Annotated in this window: 14 protein-coding genes; 5 read left to right on the forward strand and 9 right to left on the reverse strand. The window is 57.5% G+C overall.

The genetic code is table 11. The features are described from left to right. The first annotated feature begins 52 nt into the window (after nt 1-52). A complete protein-coding gene (locus tag METAC_RS0107335; protein ID WP_026606525.1) occupies nt 53-1,573 on the forward strand; it encodes a hypothetical protein in 1,521 nt (506 codons plus the stop codon). Nucleotides 1,574-2,590: 1,017 nt separating this feature from the next. On the opposite strand, the gene METAC_RS0107350 is transcribed toward METAC_RS0107335, so the two are convergent. Next, on the reverse strand, nt 2,591-3,409 hold the full coding sequence (locus tag METAC_RS0107350; protein ID WP_026606526.1) for an FkbM family methyltransferase: 819 nt from the start codon (nt 3,407-3,409) through the stop codon (nt 2,591-2,593). A gap of 60 nt (nt 3,410-3,469) precedes the next feature. Between METAC_RS0107350 and METAC_RS22745 the strand changes: the two genes are divergently transcribed. After that, nucleotides 3,470-4,429: a glycosyltransferase gene (locus tag METAC_RS22745; protein WP_051335442.1), complete on the forward strand. Its 960-nt coding sequence runs from the start codon at nt 3,470-3,472 to the stop codon at nt 4,427-4,429. Nucleotides 4,430-4,604: 175 nt separating this feature from the next. Here the strand turns inward: METAC_RS22745 and METAC_RS26375 are convergent, their stop codons facing one another. From METAC_RS26375 to ppk2, 8 genes are all read right to left on the reverse strand, one after another. Further along, on the reverse strand, nt 4,605-4,751 hold the full coding sequence (locus METAC_RS26375) for a lmo0937 family membrane protein (protein ID WP_156898135.1): 147 nt from the start codon (nt 4,749-4,751) through the stop codon (nt 4,605-4,607). Nucleotides 4,752-4,994: 243 nt separating this feature from the next. Next, on the reverse strand, nt 4,995-5,180 hold the full coding sequence (locus tag METAC_RS0107365; protein WP_026606527.1) for a hypothetical protein: 186 nt from the start codon (nt 5,178-5,180) through the stop codon (nt 4,995-4,997). 681 nt (nt 5,181-5,861) lie between these two features. Further along, nucleotides 5,862-6,179: a hypothetical protein gene (locus METAC_RS0107380; protein WP_026606529.1), complete on the reverse strand. Its 318-nt coding sequence runs from the start codon at nt 6,177-6,179 to the stop codon at nt 5,862-5,864. Nucleotides 6,180-6,334: 155 nt separating this feature from the next. Then, nucleotides 6,335-6,535 carry a hypothetical protein gene (locus METAC_RS27040; RefSeq protein ID WP_245257440.1) on the reverse strand — a complete coding sequence of 67 codons (201 nt, stop codon included), beginning with the start codon at nt 6,533-6,535 and terminating at the stop codon, nt 6,335-6,337. Nucleotides 6,536-6,550: 15 nt separating this feature from the next. Continuing rightward, a complete protein-coding gene (locus METAC_RS27045; RefSeq protein WP_245257441.1) occupies nt 6,551-6,931 on the reverse strand; it encodes a TetR/AcrR family transcriptional regulator in 381 nt (126 codons plus the stop codon). Between the two features lie 447 nt (nt 6,932-7,378). Next, nucleotides 7,379-8,023 (reverse strand): DUF502 domain-containing protein, encoded by a 645-nt coding sequence (locus tag METAC_RS0107390; RefSeq protein WP_026606530.1) that lies wholly within the window; start codon nt 8,021-8,023, stop codon nt 7,379-7,381. A gap of 620 nt (nt 8,024-8,643) precedes the next feature. After that, nucleotides 8,644-8,883 (reverse strand): hypothetical protein, encoded by a 240-nt coding sequence (locus METAC_RS26380; protein ID WP_026606531.1) that lies wholly within the window; start codon nt 8,881-8,883, stop codon nt 8,644-8,646. Nucleotides 8,884-9,716: 833 nt separating this feature from the next. Next, complete coding sequence (gene ppk2, locus METAC_RS0107400) at nt 9,717-10,568, reverse strand: polyphosphate kinase 2 (RefSeq protein ID WP_026606532.1); 852 nt, start codon at nt 10,566-10,568, stop codon at nt 9,717-9,719. A gap of 184 nt (nt 10,569-10,752) precedes the next feature. Between ppk2 and METAC_RS22755 the strand changes: the two genes are divergently transcribed. From METAC_RS22755 to METAC_RS0107415, 3 genes are read left to right on the forward strand one after another with little or no spacing between them, the layout of a single operon-like run. After that, complete coding sequence (locus tag METAC_RS22755; RefSeq protein WP_245257442.1) at nt 10,753-11,871, forward strand: HlyD family secretion protein; 1,119 nt, start codon at nt 10,753-10,755, stop codon at nt 11,869-11,871. Between the two features lie 17 nt (nt 11,872-11,888). Then, on the forward strand, nt 11,889-14,633 hold the full coding sequence (gene rbbA / locus METAC_RS0107410) for a ribosome-associated ATPase/putative transporter RbbA (RefSeq protein WP_026606533.1): 2,745 nt from the start codon (nt 11,889-11,891) through the stop codon (nt 14,631-14,633). Nucleotide 14,634: 1 nt separating this feature from the next. Further along, the gene (locus METAC_RS0107415) at nt 14,635-15,819 is read left to right on the forward strand and encodes an ABC transporter permease (RefSeq protein WP_026606534.1); all 1,185 of its coding nucleotides are present in this window, start codon (nt 14,635-14,637) and stop codon (nt 15,817-15,819) included. The last annotated feature ends 247 nt before the right edge of the window (nt 15,820-16,066 follow it).

Genomic DNA, 16,066 nt, shown 5'->3' on the forward strand with positions numbered 1-16,066 from the left:
TGCTGGGGCGACGCTCGGACGAACAATGGATTTGAACGGACGAGGAAATTCAATGGCAAGCAGCGCCGTCGACCGAATCGATTTGACCGACACGAAAGTGCCGATCGGGATTCCCCTCGCTGCGATTTTCGTGTTTGGCGTGGTCCAGCTCGCATTGGGGACCGATCCACTGATCATGGCGCTCTGCGCTATCTCGATCGCCGCTCCCCTGCTTCCCCTGCACCTCTATGGCCGCGATCTTTATTCGATGATCGGGATCATGTTCAGCTTGCGCTATGTCGGCGTGGCGCTGATCGCGAAGACGTTTCTGGGACAAACGCTCGAATCGCATTTATTCGACGCCTACACGGCCTTCGGCCTCACCGCGCTTTTAATGTGCGTTATTACCGCGTTGCTTTTGATCGCCCGAGCTTTGGACGCCAGCAAGGTTCTGTTCGATTTTTCAATGGATCTTCCAAGCTTGCGCCGTTTGGCGCTTGTTTGCTTCGCCATCGGCGCCCCGGCCGAGATCGTCGCTGGCGTCGGCATGCAAGGCGTCGGCGAGACCAGTTCCGGCGCCATTTTTCCGCTGGCCGCCTCGATCGGGGACCTCCTCTATCTCGGACTGATCGCAGAAGCGATCCATGGCATCAAGAAATCCGAGGGACGCAGCTTTCTCGGCCTTCCCTTGGCCGCCATGGCTCTTTTCGTGCTCATGATGGCGCTCGCCTTCAACAGGAGAGAATTTTTTCTCAGCAGCCTGATTGGCGTCATCGCGACAGCCTTTATCTATCGCGCGCTGCGGCTTCGGCATATCGTGCTGGGCTTGGCTTTCGCGGCTTTCTTCATGAGCTTCATGACCCCTATTACTCTGTACCTCAGGACGCAACGGGAAGGCATGGACAAAGTCCAATTCATGATGCTCGCCAAGGACACGGTTGTTAGAGCAATCACCGAGCCCGGCTACTTCGATCTCATTTCGGAGACAGTGGAAAACTCCTCTATCGCCGACATCAAGAGCGACTCCCTCTACGACTATTACCAGAACAATTCAAACGTTCTGAATCGCCTTTCCTTCATCGCCTTGCTCGACTCGATCGCTTATCCCGCCAAATCGCGAAATCCGATCGGGATGGAGGACATCACCCATGCGCTAGGCAATAATGCCCCTGGCTTCCTCGGATTTGAAAAGACCTCATCGCTCTATGGCATGGGCGACTGGCTCAACTGGCATATGGACATAGGGCATATCGGCCAAATCTCCTTCCTGATATTCGGCCTTCCTATGGAGGGCCTAGTCTCTTGGGGTATAATTGGATTTGTCGCCTACCCTTTTATTTTCCTTTTGCCGATTGTCTTGGTCAGCGGACGGATTTCGAGTCTTAGACTGCCGCTTCCGACCAGCATTTTTATCTTCGCTTCTCTGCAGCATGGCCTTGTGGAAGCTACGTCCGACGGCTTTATTTCGATGATCACCAGAGGCTTGCCCGTCTTGGCCGTCAGTCTGCTCATGGTCCAAAAGGCCATGGGCGTCGGCGCCGGAGCCAAAACCAAGTCCGCGTCCGGAAACGCCTTCACCACGCATCAGACATAAGAAGACCCCGCGTCGTCGCTCGTCATATTCGGTTCCGACCTTGCGTCTCGGCGGACGCCATCTGTCCGCTTGACGATGGCGACATCGGCGCATTCCTCGTAGGAAAATGAATTTTTACGCTAAACGTCCTCAACCTTAACGATCTCACATGCAGTTTCCCTGCGCACGGACATTGCCGAGTGGCGGCCAACATATGGTTTTTCAGTTTTCCCTCGATTTTCGCTGCAGGCGTGATAATTCGTCTAGTGGGAAGGATCTAACCTCCTGACGTCGAGAAAGTTTCTGAAGCGATTGCCGATCTGCCACCAGCGTGGAGTGGGCGACAAGAGCGATATGACATCCGTGCAATTGGTCGGCTCAAAGTGGAGATCCGCTTTCGCCATTATCGATCGGTCGACAGGATCTTTTCGAGCGAAGCCGGTGCAAATATCCAATTGCGTCAATTGCGCTAAATTCTCAGCATCACCAACAAGGGTTGGAGCTCGGCAATGAAGGGAATTCAAAAAGCAGCCGGTACGATAGCGGCAGGGTTTGCAGGCGCGGCCTTAGTCGCCGCCCTGGCGGCGCGAGCGGTTTATGTCATCTATCAAGTCGCGCGCGATACGGGCCAACGCATTGTCGGCGGCCAAAAGAAATAGCCGCATCGATTAATTCACGCCTTTCCTCAGCCTTACGCCCGCGCCGCCGCCGTTCTCCGCGATGAACTCGACACCCGCCGATTCGAGGACGGCGCGATTAGAGGCGCGATTCGCCGCCGTTTAATAACCGGAATGGCACAGGCAGCGTTGTTCCCGGCTAGCCCTAGACCGAGGACGATGACCTATCGGTTCAACTTAGCCCGATAGATCTTTCGTTGTCGAATCGGCAGTGTTGGTCCACGTTCCGGACTCGAGATTAAAAGGCGAACGCCAACAAGAGCGCAAATGCGAGGCCGGCTAGCATCAAGCTTCGCCGCGATGAAGCTGTCCGGCCATCAACCCGCCCGCTTTTCACAGGATAGTCGCCCTATATCTGAAGTTAAATTTCCAGCCGCTCTATTAAAAAATCACGATGCAAGTAGAACCAGTCGAGAACATCCCTTTTCAGCAAGATATATTCATTATCTAGCAATAATTTGTTTAACTCCATTGAGGGTCTTTCAACGTTAATGCAATTGAACCTCCACTTGTTGAACGGAAAGTTTTCCAAAATATCATATTCAGAGCCTTCCACATCGAGACTAAAATAATCGACGATCGGGGGAGCGTTATGTTTGGTCAATAAATCGTCAAGCGTTATTGTTTCAACAAGATAGCTATTTGTTATCGTCGCCCAGTCTGGTATTCCGTCGCTTGGTTGCTCCGCTTTCGCCTCGTCGATGACTGACAACAGCGTGTTTGCGCCCGCGACATCGGGGTTAAGAAGTGCTTGGCCCTTGTCCATGATTTCGAAAAGCCGAACTGTCTTGCGTGTTCCGGCGATCGCCACCCGATCGCAGATGGCATGGGGACGATTCCGGACCATGGCTTCGAAAGCTCCCGTAGGCTCCGCAAGAATGCCTCGCCATCTGAAATCAGCCTCGAGAATAAGAGTGTTGGAAAGATATTTCCCGTCGCCGCCGCCGATCTCCAAGAAAAACCCGTCTCTTTTTCTGTGAAAGACTTTGTCGATTACGAATACGTCTTGACCGCATTGGCTGACGCTCAAAATGGCCGGGCGCACGTTCTTGATCAGCGCGGCAATCTTGCCGGCGGCGACATCGCAAAATTTCCCGAAAAGCGCCGAGGATTTACTGGTCATCACCTCGCTGGCAATAGGCGGGCGATCGGGCATATGGACGGTGTATTCCCTTTTCATTAATAATGGTCCTGTTGGCGGAAACGATGGTTACGTTCAACTTATGCCCAGCCGGCGACAATGCTTCCCGCCAATTCAAACCTTTGCGAGCGAATTTCAGTGCGTTTTTCAATAACGACCCCCGTCCTGAACGGACGAAAATTTATCGACCAGACAATCTTGAGCGTGGTCAGCCAGACCGGACCCTTTTCGATCCGTTATCATATTCAAGATGGCGGATCAAAGGATGGCACTCTGGATCTGCTGGCGACCTGGAAGCATCGAATTGACAGCGGTTTCCCGATAGGATGCGCGGGAATTGACTTCACTTATTCGAGCGCACCCGACAAAGGCCTCTACGATGGAATCAGCAACGGGTTCGCCGCCTGTGGCGATGCCGATGTGATGACCTGGATCAATGCGGATGATCGCTTAGAAGCAGGTTCTTTAGCCACGATTTATGAGATTTTCAGCCGGTACCCGGACGTAAAATGGGTGACCGGCCGTCCAACAGTGATCAACGAGAACGGCGAAATCCTGGATATCGCGCCGTTGACGCCCTTCCCCCAAAAAGCGGTAGCAGCCGGAATATTCGATGGCCGTTTTGCGCAAAAATTCATTCAGCAGGAAGGCACATTCTGGCGTATGCGCTTGTGGACCGCCGCTAATGGGCTCAATCGCCACTTCCGACTTGCCGGGGATTTTGATCTCTGGCGGCGATTCGCCGTCCATTCGGAAGTCGTGATCTGCAATTCAATCCTCGGCAACTTCAGATTCCGCGACGGGCAGCTTAGCGCTGACAAATCAGCCTATCACCGGGAAATTGACGCCTCATTGTCTACCGAAGAAGTTGAAACGAGGGCGGCCGCTTCCAAAACTTACAAACGGGCAGGTTTCGCCTACCCTGTCTTGGTGCGTCATTACTCCGGGCCTTGGACGTTGGAACGGTGGCCAATGTGCATCGCACCGATGCTTGGAACGCGCGCGTTCCAGTGGGAATATAAACGGATTTCTGTGATGTCGTCGTTAGGAATGATCTGATGCAAGGGCATCGCCTCATTAAAGCGCATCCTGAATTATGGGGCGCGTGTCTGGCGAGTGTACTCAAGTCACGCGCAAGGTTTGGCCGCTAAACCGGTTAGGCCAAGGGTCCTCTTGCTTGGCCAATATGGCGTTTCCCCTGGCGTGTGCCGCGCGCCAGGGGTTTTTGTTGTCGCTACAAGCCGCGGCCTTGAATAAGGCGCAGCACAATCACGATGACCGCTATAACCAAGAGAATATGTATAAACCCACCCATTGTGTACGAAGAGACCAACCCGAGCAACCAGAGGACAATGAGGATAAGTGCTATAGTTTCAAGCATTTGTTCTCCCCCTTTTATCGGACGTCCAATAAGCCGTTAGCGGACGCCCCAATTCGACAGCGAAGAATGCAAATAGGGCAATGCACCCGCCAGTGTCAGTAGTTTTGCCTAGAGGTCAGGTGAGTGGCTGAAATCTCCCGCCTGGATTATAACTTCCAGCCGTTCCCCACTATCTCGGCCCTGCCTTTTCACTCAGCAACATGCGCGGCCCCGGCCGTCGAGTTCAATCCTGACGGCAGGCCGTCACAAAAGCGGCGAATACCCTAGCAGCGGAGCTAACCGGTTCAATATCGCTCCCAAACAGATCAGCACCACAAGCAGCTTGAGAAGCTGTCCTAGCCGCGCTTCGGGACAGAACCTATCGATGACCCAAAACAAGATCGCGCCGATCACGACAATAACTAGGATACCAATTAAGAGCGTGAGCATGGCTACCTCCCGACGTACCGTCTCACTAACTGGAGAGGGCACGAATGGTTCCGGCTACGATCTCGAGGGCATCTCACGCGCTCTCAATGCTGAGCCTATGACCGTGCGGCCGAATTGGCGCGAGCATCGGGCGCAGGGACGGCGCGACCAGCCAGCTTGCGATGATCACGCGCTTGTGAAGAAAAAAATCGGGAGCGCGTCCGTCGCCCAGATGTCCCATGGCGAAAAAATTCTCGCTTGGTTGTTGAAGCATAATGCCCCTGGCGTGTGCCGCGCGCCGGGGGCTTTTTTGCCGTGCTCCAAGCAATTCAAAATCTTGAATGCTCAAAGGAGTCCATCCGGCTCAATTTTCAGCCGTTTAAACTCAAAGACTTAATGGGAGAAAGCACCTCTCATGTCGAGATGGCGCGGATGGCTTCACCTTTTTAGCCATGGGTTTCACGGGCGGAACTGGCGACGCCCGAGCGGTCAGAGCAAATCGCGGAACGGGTGAGGCTTACCGATATAGTTTCGTCGCAACTTGCGACGAAACCTCAAGGCGGCCGTCGAGCAAACGGAGTTCGCGCTGCTTCCCGCGAACTAGGAATTGACAAAGACGAGGCGCATCGCGCCGCCAGAGTCGCCTCGCTCTCCGATGAAGCCATGGCTGCGGCCCGCGATGTTGGCCTCGACGACAATCAATCAGCGCTTCTCGGCGGCGAACTCGACGCAGGCACTTTGAAACGCGGCGATGAACTCCTCTACGGTTGAGGATTCAGCTTCTTCCTGACGTGCGCCCGTTCTCGCGTCATAATCGTAGTTCGCGCCTTTGGGGACATCGAGCCAATAATCGACGAAACCTTCAACGGCCTGGACATCCTGGGCCACATCGTCCCAAGGCCCCACTTCATAGCGGCTGAAGCAATCGGCGACGAAATCCTGCCAAGCGTCGCATTCGCTAGCCTGCGCCACGGTTCTGTTATAGGCGTGCATCTCCTGGATGAGTTTCTTGAGGGTCATTGTTGTCATCGGACTGGTCCGGTTGGAGGCGTCCTTTATTTGCTTTGGACTCCGTTTAATTCGCTATCTTCGTAAAGGTTCCACAACGACGCGGCCGCTAGGCGCTATTGCCCGTTCAAATTTCCCCGATCGCCTTCAAGGTCGGCATCGTGCCTTTACGCGAGCGCGGCAAGGCAAAAATCGATCATTTGATCGGTGGTTGGCTCAGGATCCTGCGCGCATTCCACCATGAACCGCGGATGAAAGTGGCGGATACAGGCACTGCGGACGAGGATCACCGCGAGCTCCGCGTCGCCGCCCCGAAACTCGCCGGCCGCCATGCCCTGCGCGATAATTTGCGCCAGAATCTTGTCCATATTATCGGCGTGCCCTCACGCGATCGGCCAATTTTCACAGTGGGCAGTTTCAATTAATTCGTGCAGCCTCCGGCCGGATTGAAAACGCAGAGCGTTCATCTGCACGATCGCAGTTATTACATCGCGCAACTTCTCGCTTGCCGATGCGGGGGATCTCGCGATTCTGATGGCGGCGGCTTCGATCTCGCCGAAAAGCCGGAGGCACACTGCTGCCTCGATCTCGCCTTTCACCGCGAAGAATCGATAGACATTGGCCGATGACATACGCAAATCGACTGAGATGTCAGCAATCGTCGTCTTCTGAAAGCCGATTTCGCGGAACAAACGCTCCGCTGTCGCAATGATTGCGCACTGCATGTCGCCGCGTTCGGTCGCGTTCATCGTCTTGGCGCTCAAAATTTATCTTTGTCACCGCGCCGATCGTTCAACGCAGTGCCCGAGCCAATTTAGGGTAATATTCAAGTCTATTTAACGTTCCCGCGAAAGTGGTCATCATCACCGAATTCAATTTTATGCTCCCTGGAATAAGAGCCACTCGCCAACATGCGCGCGCTCGGCCAGCGATCGGCCGCGCCAGAAGCGCCGACCTGTCCCATACCAGACGCCCTGTAGTAGCGGCAGCATACACTATAGCGACCCACCGCTCAGCGTTGGACGCCGTATCCACATTACATACCGCCGCCACAAATGCCTTATCTGCGATGGACTACGCCCACCGCGCGATGATCGCCATATTCACAGCGACGGCTACCTATTCCGCCTCGTCCGCCGAACCGCACAAAATCGCACCGGCATTGACATGGTCTAACTTACTTGGGTCGCCGCCGAATTCAGGGCCGATCGCTAATCGCCCAGGGGGGCTGCGTCGGCGTTCAGAGCCTTCTTGTGAAAAGAAGATGTCGCCAAGAGCTTCGAAAGGCCGCGCCCTGACTGCTCGAGGCAGGTCAGCGCGTCTCGGTAAGAAATATTGAGAGGGGTGATATGGTCGACGCTGACAATCTGCACCACTCCCGACGAAGGGTCAGGCACGCCAGGCATAAAGACGACAGCTTGGCCATCATTGAACGAGTCGGTAAGGAAGCCAACCTGCCATCCATTGTTCATGCGCAGCAGGACCGGCTTGAGGTCTTCCTTCGTCCTTGCCTCCAACCCCGCCAAGCGATCAGTGTATTTACGAAGGGCGACGTAGGGAGGCAGTTTGTTTAGGACCTTGTCTTCAAGGAAAGATGCCGCGTCCTTATCAATTTTGAAAGAACGCACGAAAAGCCCAGCGGTGAAGGCCACCAGCACGAGCAAAAAACTCCCGACCACATAAACGGCGAGGACCGCCTCGCCTTTTGAAATTGGCAGCCTTTCCGCGAGTGGCGTCGCGGAATCGATAGCCATCTTGCCCGCCTTGACGATAATAAGGAAAACCGCAGCGAAGGGGAGCAAGAAGATAGCTCCGCCGGCCACCGTCGTTTTCACAAAGTCGAAAATTCGCCTCATGGCGCCCTGTGTCCTTGGCGAAGCCTGTTTTCCTTATAAGCGCAAAGCACCCGCCCCCATGCGCTACCCCGGCTTTTGGCGAAAATATGTCGCGCCTTTGCCCCGATACCTCCGGCTCACCAAAGGGCGTCATCGATGAAGCTAAATATTCTAGGGTGGCTGCCGGCCCTCGCCCGCAGCCACTTGATTCACTCTACGCTCATTGTAAACCCGCCGCGCTCGGCGGCCATCATCTTCGCGGATCAGTAGCTGTGGCGACGGGCTGTCCGGCGCGCGGTGCGGCGCACCACTCGACGGGCGTAAAGCGCTTTCTCCACGAAGGCGTTGGATGCAACGAAGCCGTTGGACGCAACAATTTCCGTGCAGGCTCGCGAATAGTTCGCCGGAGCAGCCGCTTGAGCGTGGGCGCCGAGCCCTACTGCTAGCGCCGCACCTAATGCCGCGGCAGCAAATCCATGAACCGTCATCGTCCTCATCGCAATTTCCTCCGTTCAAGGCATTCATCAACGGCAATGCGCGATAGATTATGCCTGTGGGGCGCATTTAAGAAAGACTGCGCCCGGGTCTTGTCTCCGCCGCAGTCTTGTCGAAGCTTTTGAATTCTTCGCCCTCGCTAAGCGCTACTCAACAATTCCCCGCGCATAGCCGCCGTAGACCTTGCAGGAGCAACCGGTCCCAAGCCAGCCCGGCTCATAGAGCAAGCACGTCTTCACTGGCGTCGCGCAATAATTTCCGGAGTCCGCCGTGGGGGAGACCGCGACGCTTCGGCCTGTCATCAGAGGCGCGGTCGCGAGGCCAGCTAACCCGGCGCCATATCCATAAGTATAAGGGTAGCCGTAAGCATAGTAGGGCGAGGCCAAGCCACGGCGCCAGCCGTAATGGCGCCAGCCATGGTGCCTCCACCCATAGTGCCTCCAGCCATGGCGCCAGCCGTAGTGCCTATAGTGATGCCGATAGAAATAGTGGGCTTGTTCGATCTGTGTTGGCGGCGCTATAACAGTCGAGCTCGATACGCTCATAGGACCGGCCGAAGCGGTGGCGGTGAACGCGAATAGGGCGGTTCCGGATATGATTGTAATTCTTTTAATATCCATAACACACCTCCTATGAGGCTACTCGTTGGGTCCTGTGATAGCCGGACAAAAGCACCTCATTAACTTCGAACGCCTGTTCCAATGGTTGGTTCCAGTTTGGTTTGCATGTCCGCTTCGTCGCGTTTCATCGCGAAAAGGACAGGCGAACACGTACCGTTGAGGGAATCTGGCTGTAGGGATACGGATTCATCATAGTAATTAGCTGTGAGCAATTAGATGGATAGTCGGTCGGGCGAGCCGCCGCCTCCTACTAGCTACAAGCCTCATCGTTTTCCAGCCAGTTCGTCGCCCGCGCTATGTGGCTGTGCTTCAGTTTGTGTGCTTCGGTTTTCTGTTCGGCCTGCGTTTGGTCGAGGAAATTTTGCTCAAGCGTGGGATTGTCCTCTCATGCGGGACGGTCCGAAGCAACTCGACTACTTTGTGGGAGCCCGGCAGGGAAAGCGATAACTCGGCTGCCTTCGGCGCTGTGGAGCGTGAATGCGTTTGAAGCCGCCAGCGGTATCCCGCACGGCTGAGTCCCCACAACATTCCTCACATGCTCGCTTTTCTTTGGCGCACATCCCCAACTTCGGTTGGGCAGCAATCTCTTCGGCGATATTTCATGTGGATGACCATTCCAACTCCGGCACGAGCTTATAGGGATAGTTCGACTCTTCGTAGCCGTGAGGCTTCTTCCGCTTTGGCAGCTTCGGCTTGTCTCGAGGCAGGTCTTTGTAGGGGATCTGCGAAAGCAGATGCGTGATGATATTGAGCCGCGCGCGCTTCTTGTCGTCCGACCGCGCGACCTGCCAAGGCGCCCATGGCGTGTCCGTCGCTTGGAACATATCGTCGCGGGCGCGGGAATAATCATACCAGCGCTCATAGGATTTCAGATCCATCGGCGATAGTTTCCAGATCTTGCGCGGGTCGTTGATGCGCCCCTCCAGGCGGCGCGTCTGCTCTTCGGGGCTCACTTCAAGCCAATATTTGATGAGTATGACGCCGGAGTCGACAATCGCCTTCTCCATTTCCGGCGCGACCTCAAGGAAACGCTTGACCGTTTCCATCGAGCAAAACTCCATGATCCGCTCGACGCCGGCGCGATTGTACCAGCTTCGATCGAAGATCACGATCTCGCCCGCGGCGGGCAGATGCGGCACGTAGCGCTGCATATACATCTGCGACTTTTCTCGGTCCGTCGGCGCGGGCAGCGCGACAACACGAAAGACGCGAGGACTCACGCGCTCGGTGATCGCCTTGATGACTCCGCCCTTGCCGGCGCCGTCTCGGCCTTCGAACAGGACGCATATCTTAAGGCCCTTATGCACGACCCAAATCTGTAGCTTGACAAGCTCCGCGTGCAAACGGGCAAGCTCCCGCTCGAAAACTTTGTTGCTCAGCTTGGCCTGAAGAGCCCGGTCGTCTTCGCCATATGTCTCGCTACGCTCTTTGTGATCATTTGTTGCGTTCATCGGTTTCGCTCCGCTTGGATCTTTACAACATAGGCGCGCGTGCCTAGTAAAGTAGATGTGGGCTCGGATGCTGCGGCTCGAAGGGTCAGCCTTCGCCAGCCGGGCGAAACGAGGACAGCGGTCGGCCGGATTTTCGGTTTCCGGCGCGACGCCAAGTCAGCGCGACCGACGCAGGAGGCCCGTCTTGACCATTCGTCGTCCCGCCGCTGCAGGGCTCGCCTTTTTGATCGGCGTTTGGGTTGTGCTTCCCCCGACGGGCGACGGCGGACAATCGGGCGACGACGCGTTCGTGTCCTCAGCGCGAGCGAAGACCCCGTTCCGTAATCTGATCGCGCGGTTGCGCGGCGAGAAGCTGCCCGTAAGCATCGCCAAGACGAATGGGAGGATCGAAGCCACTCAAGTCGACGTCTCATCCAAATATGCCGGCCGCTTGGCCGAGGTGACGGTGGAGGAAGGCTCCAGCGTTACGCAAGGCCAAATCATCGCAAGGGTCTTCTCGCCGGAATATGAAGCTCAGTTGCGCGCGGCCCAATCCGATGTGCAGCGCGCCAAGGACGCGCTCATTGCCGCCGAAGCCGAGATTGTTTCGCGACAAAGCGCTCTCGAGTTCGCCAAGTCCGACTACCAGCGCGGACAAGAACTCATGAAGACCGGGACCATCACAAAGCAGGTCTTCGAGCAGCGCAAACGCAATTATGATGCGGCCCAGTCCGCGGTGAAGAGCTTCACGTCGCAGCGCGATCAGGCCAGGTCCTCGATCAAGAACGCGGAAGCCGAGGTCGAGCGGATCGAGTCGATCATTCAAGACCTCACGCTCACATCGCCCAGAAGCGGACGGGTGCAATATCAGCTCGCGCGCGCGGGCGAGGTGGTCGCCGCGGGCGCGCCGATCGTGACCATCCTCGACCTTGCCGACGTCTACATGACCATTTTCCTGCCTGCCGAAGTCGCGGGCAAGCTCGAAATTGGCGCCGAGGCGCGCATCGTGCTCGACGCGGCGCCGGATTATATCATTCCGGCGTCCGTGAGTTTCGTGGCCTCCGACGCGCAATTCACGCCGAAGACTGTCGAAACCAAGGACGAACGCGCGAAGCTCATGTTCCGAGTCAAGCTGAAGCTCGATCCGCAGGTCCTGCAGAAATACCACACAAAGGTGAAAACGGGGCTGCGCGGCCTGGGTTTTGTCCGCACTGACCCGACAACGCCTTGGCCGAAAGATTTGCAGGTCAAGCTTCCTGCGATCAAGGCGTCTAATCCCAAGCCTCCTGATGCCGCGGCGCCCGAGGCCAAGGCGCCCGACTGAAAACCTGTCGACGACAAATGAGCAAAGAATTTATCGCCCGGGTCTCGAACGTTTCACACCGCTATGGCGCGTCCGTCGCGCTCGATGGGGTCACGATCGACATTCCCGCGCGAATCATGGTGGGGGTCATCGGGCCGGACGGAGTCGGAAAATCAACTCTGCTGGCGCTGATAGCAGGCGTCCGAAAAATGCAGCAGGGCGAGATCCTCGTTTTCGACGGCGACGTCGCCGATCCAGCCCATCTCTGGGAGATCCGCGGCCGGATCGCCTACATGCCGCAAGGGCTCGGCCGCAATCTCTACCCAACGCTGAGCGTGTTCGAGAACATCGATTTCTTCGGCCGTCTTTTCGGCCAGGGCGCAGACGAGCGCCGAGCCCGCATCACCGAACTTCTTACCGCGACCGCCATGGAGAAGTTCGAGGGCAGGCCGGCGGGCAAGCTTTCCGGCGGTATGAAGCAGAAGCTCAGCCTTTGCTGCGCTCTCATCAACGATCCGGATCTCCTCATCCTCGACGAGCCGACGACTGGAGTCGATCCGCTGTCGCGCGGTCAATTCTGGGACCTCATCAACAGCATCCGCGCGCGACGCCCGCAAATGAGCGTCGTTGTCGCGACCGCCTATATGGACGAAGCCGAGCGCTTCGACTGGCTGATGGCGATGGACGACGGCAAAATCATCGCCACCGGCGCGTTGAAGGAGCTTCTCGCGAAGACCGGCGAGCCTAATCTCGACGAGGCGTTCATTGCGCTGATGCCTGAGGCCAAACGCGCTTTGCACAAGAAGGTCGTCGTTCGTGCGCGCGTGGCTTCGCCCGACGAGACTCCGGCGATCGAGGCGGAGGGCCTGACGCGGCAGTTCGGCGACTTCATCGCGGTCGATCACGTGAGCTTCAAGATTGCCCGTGGCGAGATCTTCGGCTTTCTCGGCTCCAACGGCTGCGGCAAATCGACGACAATGAAAATGCTGACGGGGTTCCTGCCCGCGACCAGCGGCTGGGCGAAGCTGTTTGGCCAGCCGATGGGGTCAAGCGACATGGAGGCCCGGCGCAATGTCGGCTACATGACCCAGGCCTTCTCACTCTACGGCGAGCTCACGGTCGGACAGAATCTGGAGCTGCACGCACAGCTCTATCACTTACCAAAAGAAAAGATTGCGGGACGAATCAAGGACCTCCTCGAGCGCTACGATCTAAAGGACGTCGTCAACGCCCGGCCGGACAGCCTGCCGCTCGGCATCAAGCAGAGGCTTCAGCTCGCCGTCGCTGTCCTGCACGAACCGGCCATTCTTATTCTCGACGAACCGACATCAGGCGTCGACCCGATTGCACGCGATTCGTTCTGGCGCACGCTGATTGATCTCTCGCGTGACGACGGCGTGACGATTTTCATTACAACACACTTTATGAACGAGGCCGAGCGCTGCGACCGCATCTCGCTCATGCACGCGGGCAAGGTGCTCGCCGTCGGGCCGCCGCTGGAGCTCGTAGAGGAGCGCGGCAGCGACTCACTCGAGGATTGTTTCGTCGGATATCTCGCGGATGCGGCCGGGATCGATCGGTCGAAAAAGATTGAGGCCTCGGCGGCCGGTTCTGAAGCCGTCGAGGCGGAGGCGCTTACGCCGCCGAGGCGCTTCGATCTTGCGCGGCTCTGGGCCTATGTACGTCGCGAAACAGTCGAACTCCTGCGCGATCCGATTCGCATGGCCTTCGCCGTTGTCGGTCCGATCATTCTCATGTTTGCTTTCGGCTTCGGCATCTCCTTCGACATCGAAAACCTGCAGACCGCCGCCTTCGACCAAGACGACACGCCGCAGAGCCGCGAACTGCTTCAGGGCTTCGAGGGCTCGCGCTATTTCTCCATGCAGCCGCCGATTACGTCCGCCGAAGAGATGGAGCGGCGGCTCAGGGGCGGCAACACGCAGATCGTGGTCGAAGTGCCGCCCGGCTTCGGCCGCGATCTCTTGAGCAGGCGGCGGCCGGAGGTCGATGCGACGGTCGACGGGGCCATGACGTTCCGCGGCGAGACGGCGAAGAATTACGTCAATGGAGTCGTGAGGAAGCAGGGAGAGGAGCTTCAGCGTGAGGCGCGCCGGCCCGGAACAGCGAACGCCTGGAGCGACGACAATATCGAAACCAGGTTCCGCTACAATCAGGCCTTTCTCAGCGTGAACGCCATGGTGCCGAGCGTGTTCATGCTGATGTTGTGCCTTATCCCGGCGATCATGTCGGCAATCGCGGTCGTACGCGAAAAGGAGACCGGCTCGATAGCCAATTTCCGCTCGACCCCGATCACCAAATTCGAGTTCCTGATCGGTAAGCAGCTCCCTTATGTCGCCGTCGCGATGATGAATTTCGTCGTCCTGTTTCTCATGGCGATCTTCGTTTTTCGCGTGCCGATCAAGGGGCCATTCCTCATTTTGCTGATCGGGACCTTCGTCTATGTTTTTGCGACGACCGGCTTTGGCCAGCTCATTTCGTCCTTCGTGCGAACCCAGGTCGCGGCAGTCTTCGCGACGGCCATTCTTTCGATCGTTCCGGCGGTGAATTTCTCCGGTCTTTTTGCTCCGGTCTCTTCCCTGTCCGGCGGCGCCAAGATCCTCGGGCTATCCTTCCCGTCGGCCTGGTATCAACCAATCACGGTCGGCGTGTTCGCCAAGGGCCTCGGGATGCTCGACCTTTGGCGCAACGTCGCTGCGATCACAATCATCGCGCTCGCGTTCCTCGTCCTGTCGCTCCGCCTCTTGCGAAAGCAGGAGGCGTGAGATGACGTTGCTCCCGGCTCCCCCGACGCCCCGTCTCGCTGAATCGAAGCCGCTGTCCTTCGCCGATCATGTCGTCAACATCTTCCGCCTCGTGATCAAGGAGTTGCGCAGCATCCGGGCCGATCCGACGATGTTGATCCTCGTCGTTTACGCGTTCAGCATCTCGGTCAACACGGTCGCCACCGGGGCGGTGACCGAAGCGACCAATCTCTCGGTCGGCGTCGTGGACGAGGATGGATCGGATCTGTCGCGGCAGATCGCCGAGGGGCTGCGGCGCCCGACCTTCCAGCCGCCCGAGCAAATCACGGCGTCGGAGATCGACCCGATGATGGATCAGGGCAAGCTCCTCTTCGTCGTCGAGATCCCGCCCAATTTCGAGGCCGATATCCGGGCCCAACGCAAGACCGGCATCCAGATCAATGTGGATGCGACGGCGGTCGCTCAGGCCGGCAATGGAGCGAGCTATCTGAGGACGGCGATCGCCAACGAGATCCAGGGATTTATCTCCGGCAAGGAGGGCTCGAAGGCGATGCCAATCAATCTCGTCTTGCGTGCGGCTTTCAATCCGAACCTGAAGACTGCCTGGTTCTCGGCGATGACGCAGGTCATCAACCAGATCACGCTTCTCACCGTCATCCTGACCGGCGCCGCTCTGATCCGCGAGCGCGAGCAGGGCACGGTCGAGCATCTTCTGGTCATGCCCGTCGTGCCGACGGAGATTATGCTGGCGAAGATGATCGCCAATGGCCTTGTCATCCTGGTCGCGGCGATGTTTTCTCTGCAATTCGTCGTGCACTGGTGGATCGGCTCGCCGATCGCGGGGTCCCTGCTGCTGTTCCTGCTCGGCGCGGCGATCTACGCCCTTGTCGTGGCCGCGCTTGGCATTATGCTCGGAACGCTGACGACGACGATGGGCCAGTTTGGATTGCTGGCCATGCCGGTGCTGATGGTGACGCAATTGCTTTCCGGTAGCAGCACGCCGATGGAAAGCATGCCAGTCTGGCTTCAGCACGTCATGCAGACGATCAGCCCGACGCCGCATTTCGTCTCCTTTTCGCAGGCGGTGCTGTTCCGCGGCGCCGACGTCACGCTCGTCTGGCGTCCGCTCGTTGCGATGATCATCATCGGCGCGGTCTATTTCGCCGTGGCGGCGCGCCGTTTCCGTCGGGTGATCTTCGGAGGCTGACGCCGGCTGCGGCGGCGCCGTCGCGGGCGATCGAGCCACGCTGTGTTGTCTATTTCCATCAACAACGACCAAGCTTTGCGCGGCAAAAGCGCATTGCTGATATTACTCTCGCTAGGCTTGACGCTAGTTCAGGGTGCGCGTTGCGTTTGAGAAGCGGCTATCGTCCGTTTGATGGCCCAAATGGCCGCAAGCGGTCATGACGAAAGAGCTTGAGGGCGGACTGTCTCCTGTGTGAGGGGCTCCGGCC

It is taken from the genome of Methylocapsa acidiphila B2 (assembly GCF_000427445.1).
GTDB classification, from domain to species: Bacteria; Pseudomonadota; Alphaproteobacteria; order Rhizobiales; family Beijerinckiaceae; genus Methylocapsa; species Methylocapsa acidiphila.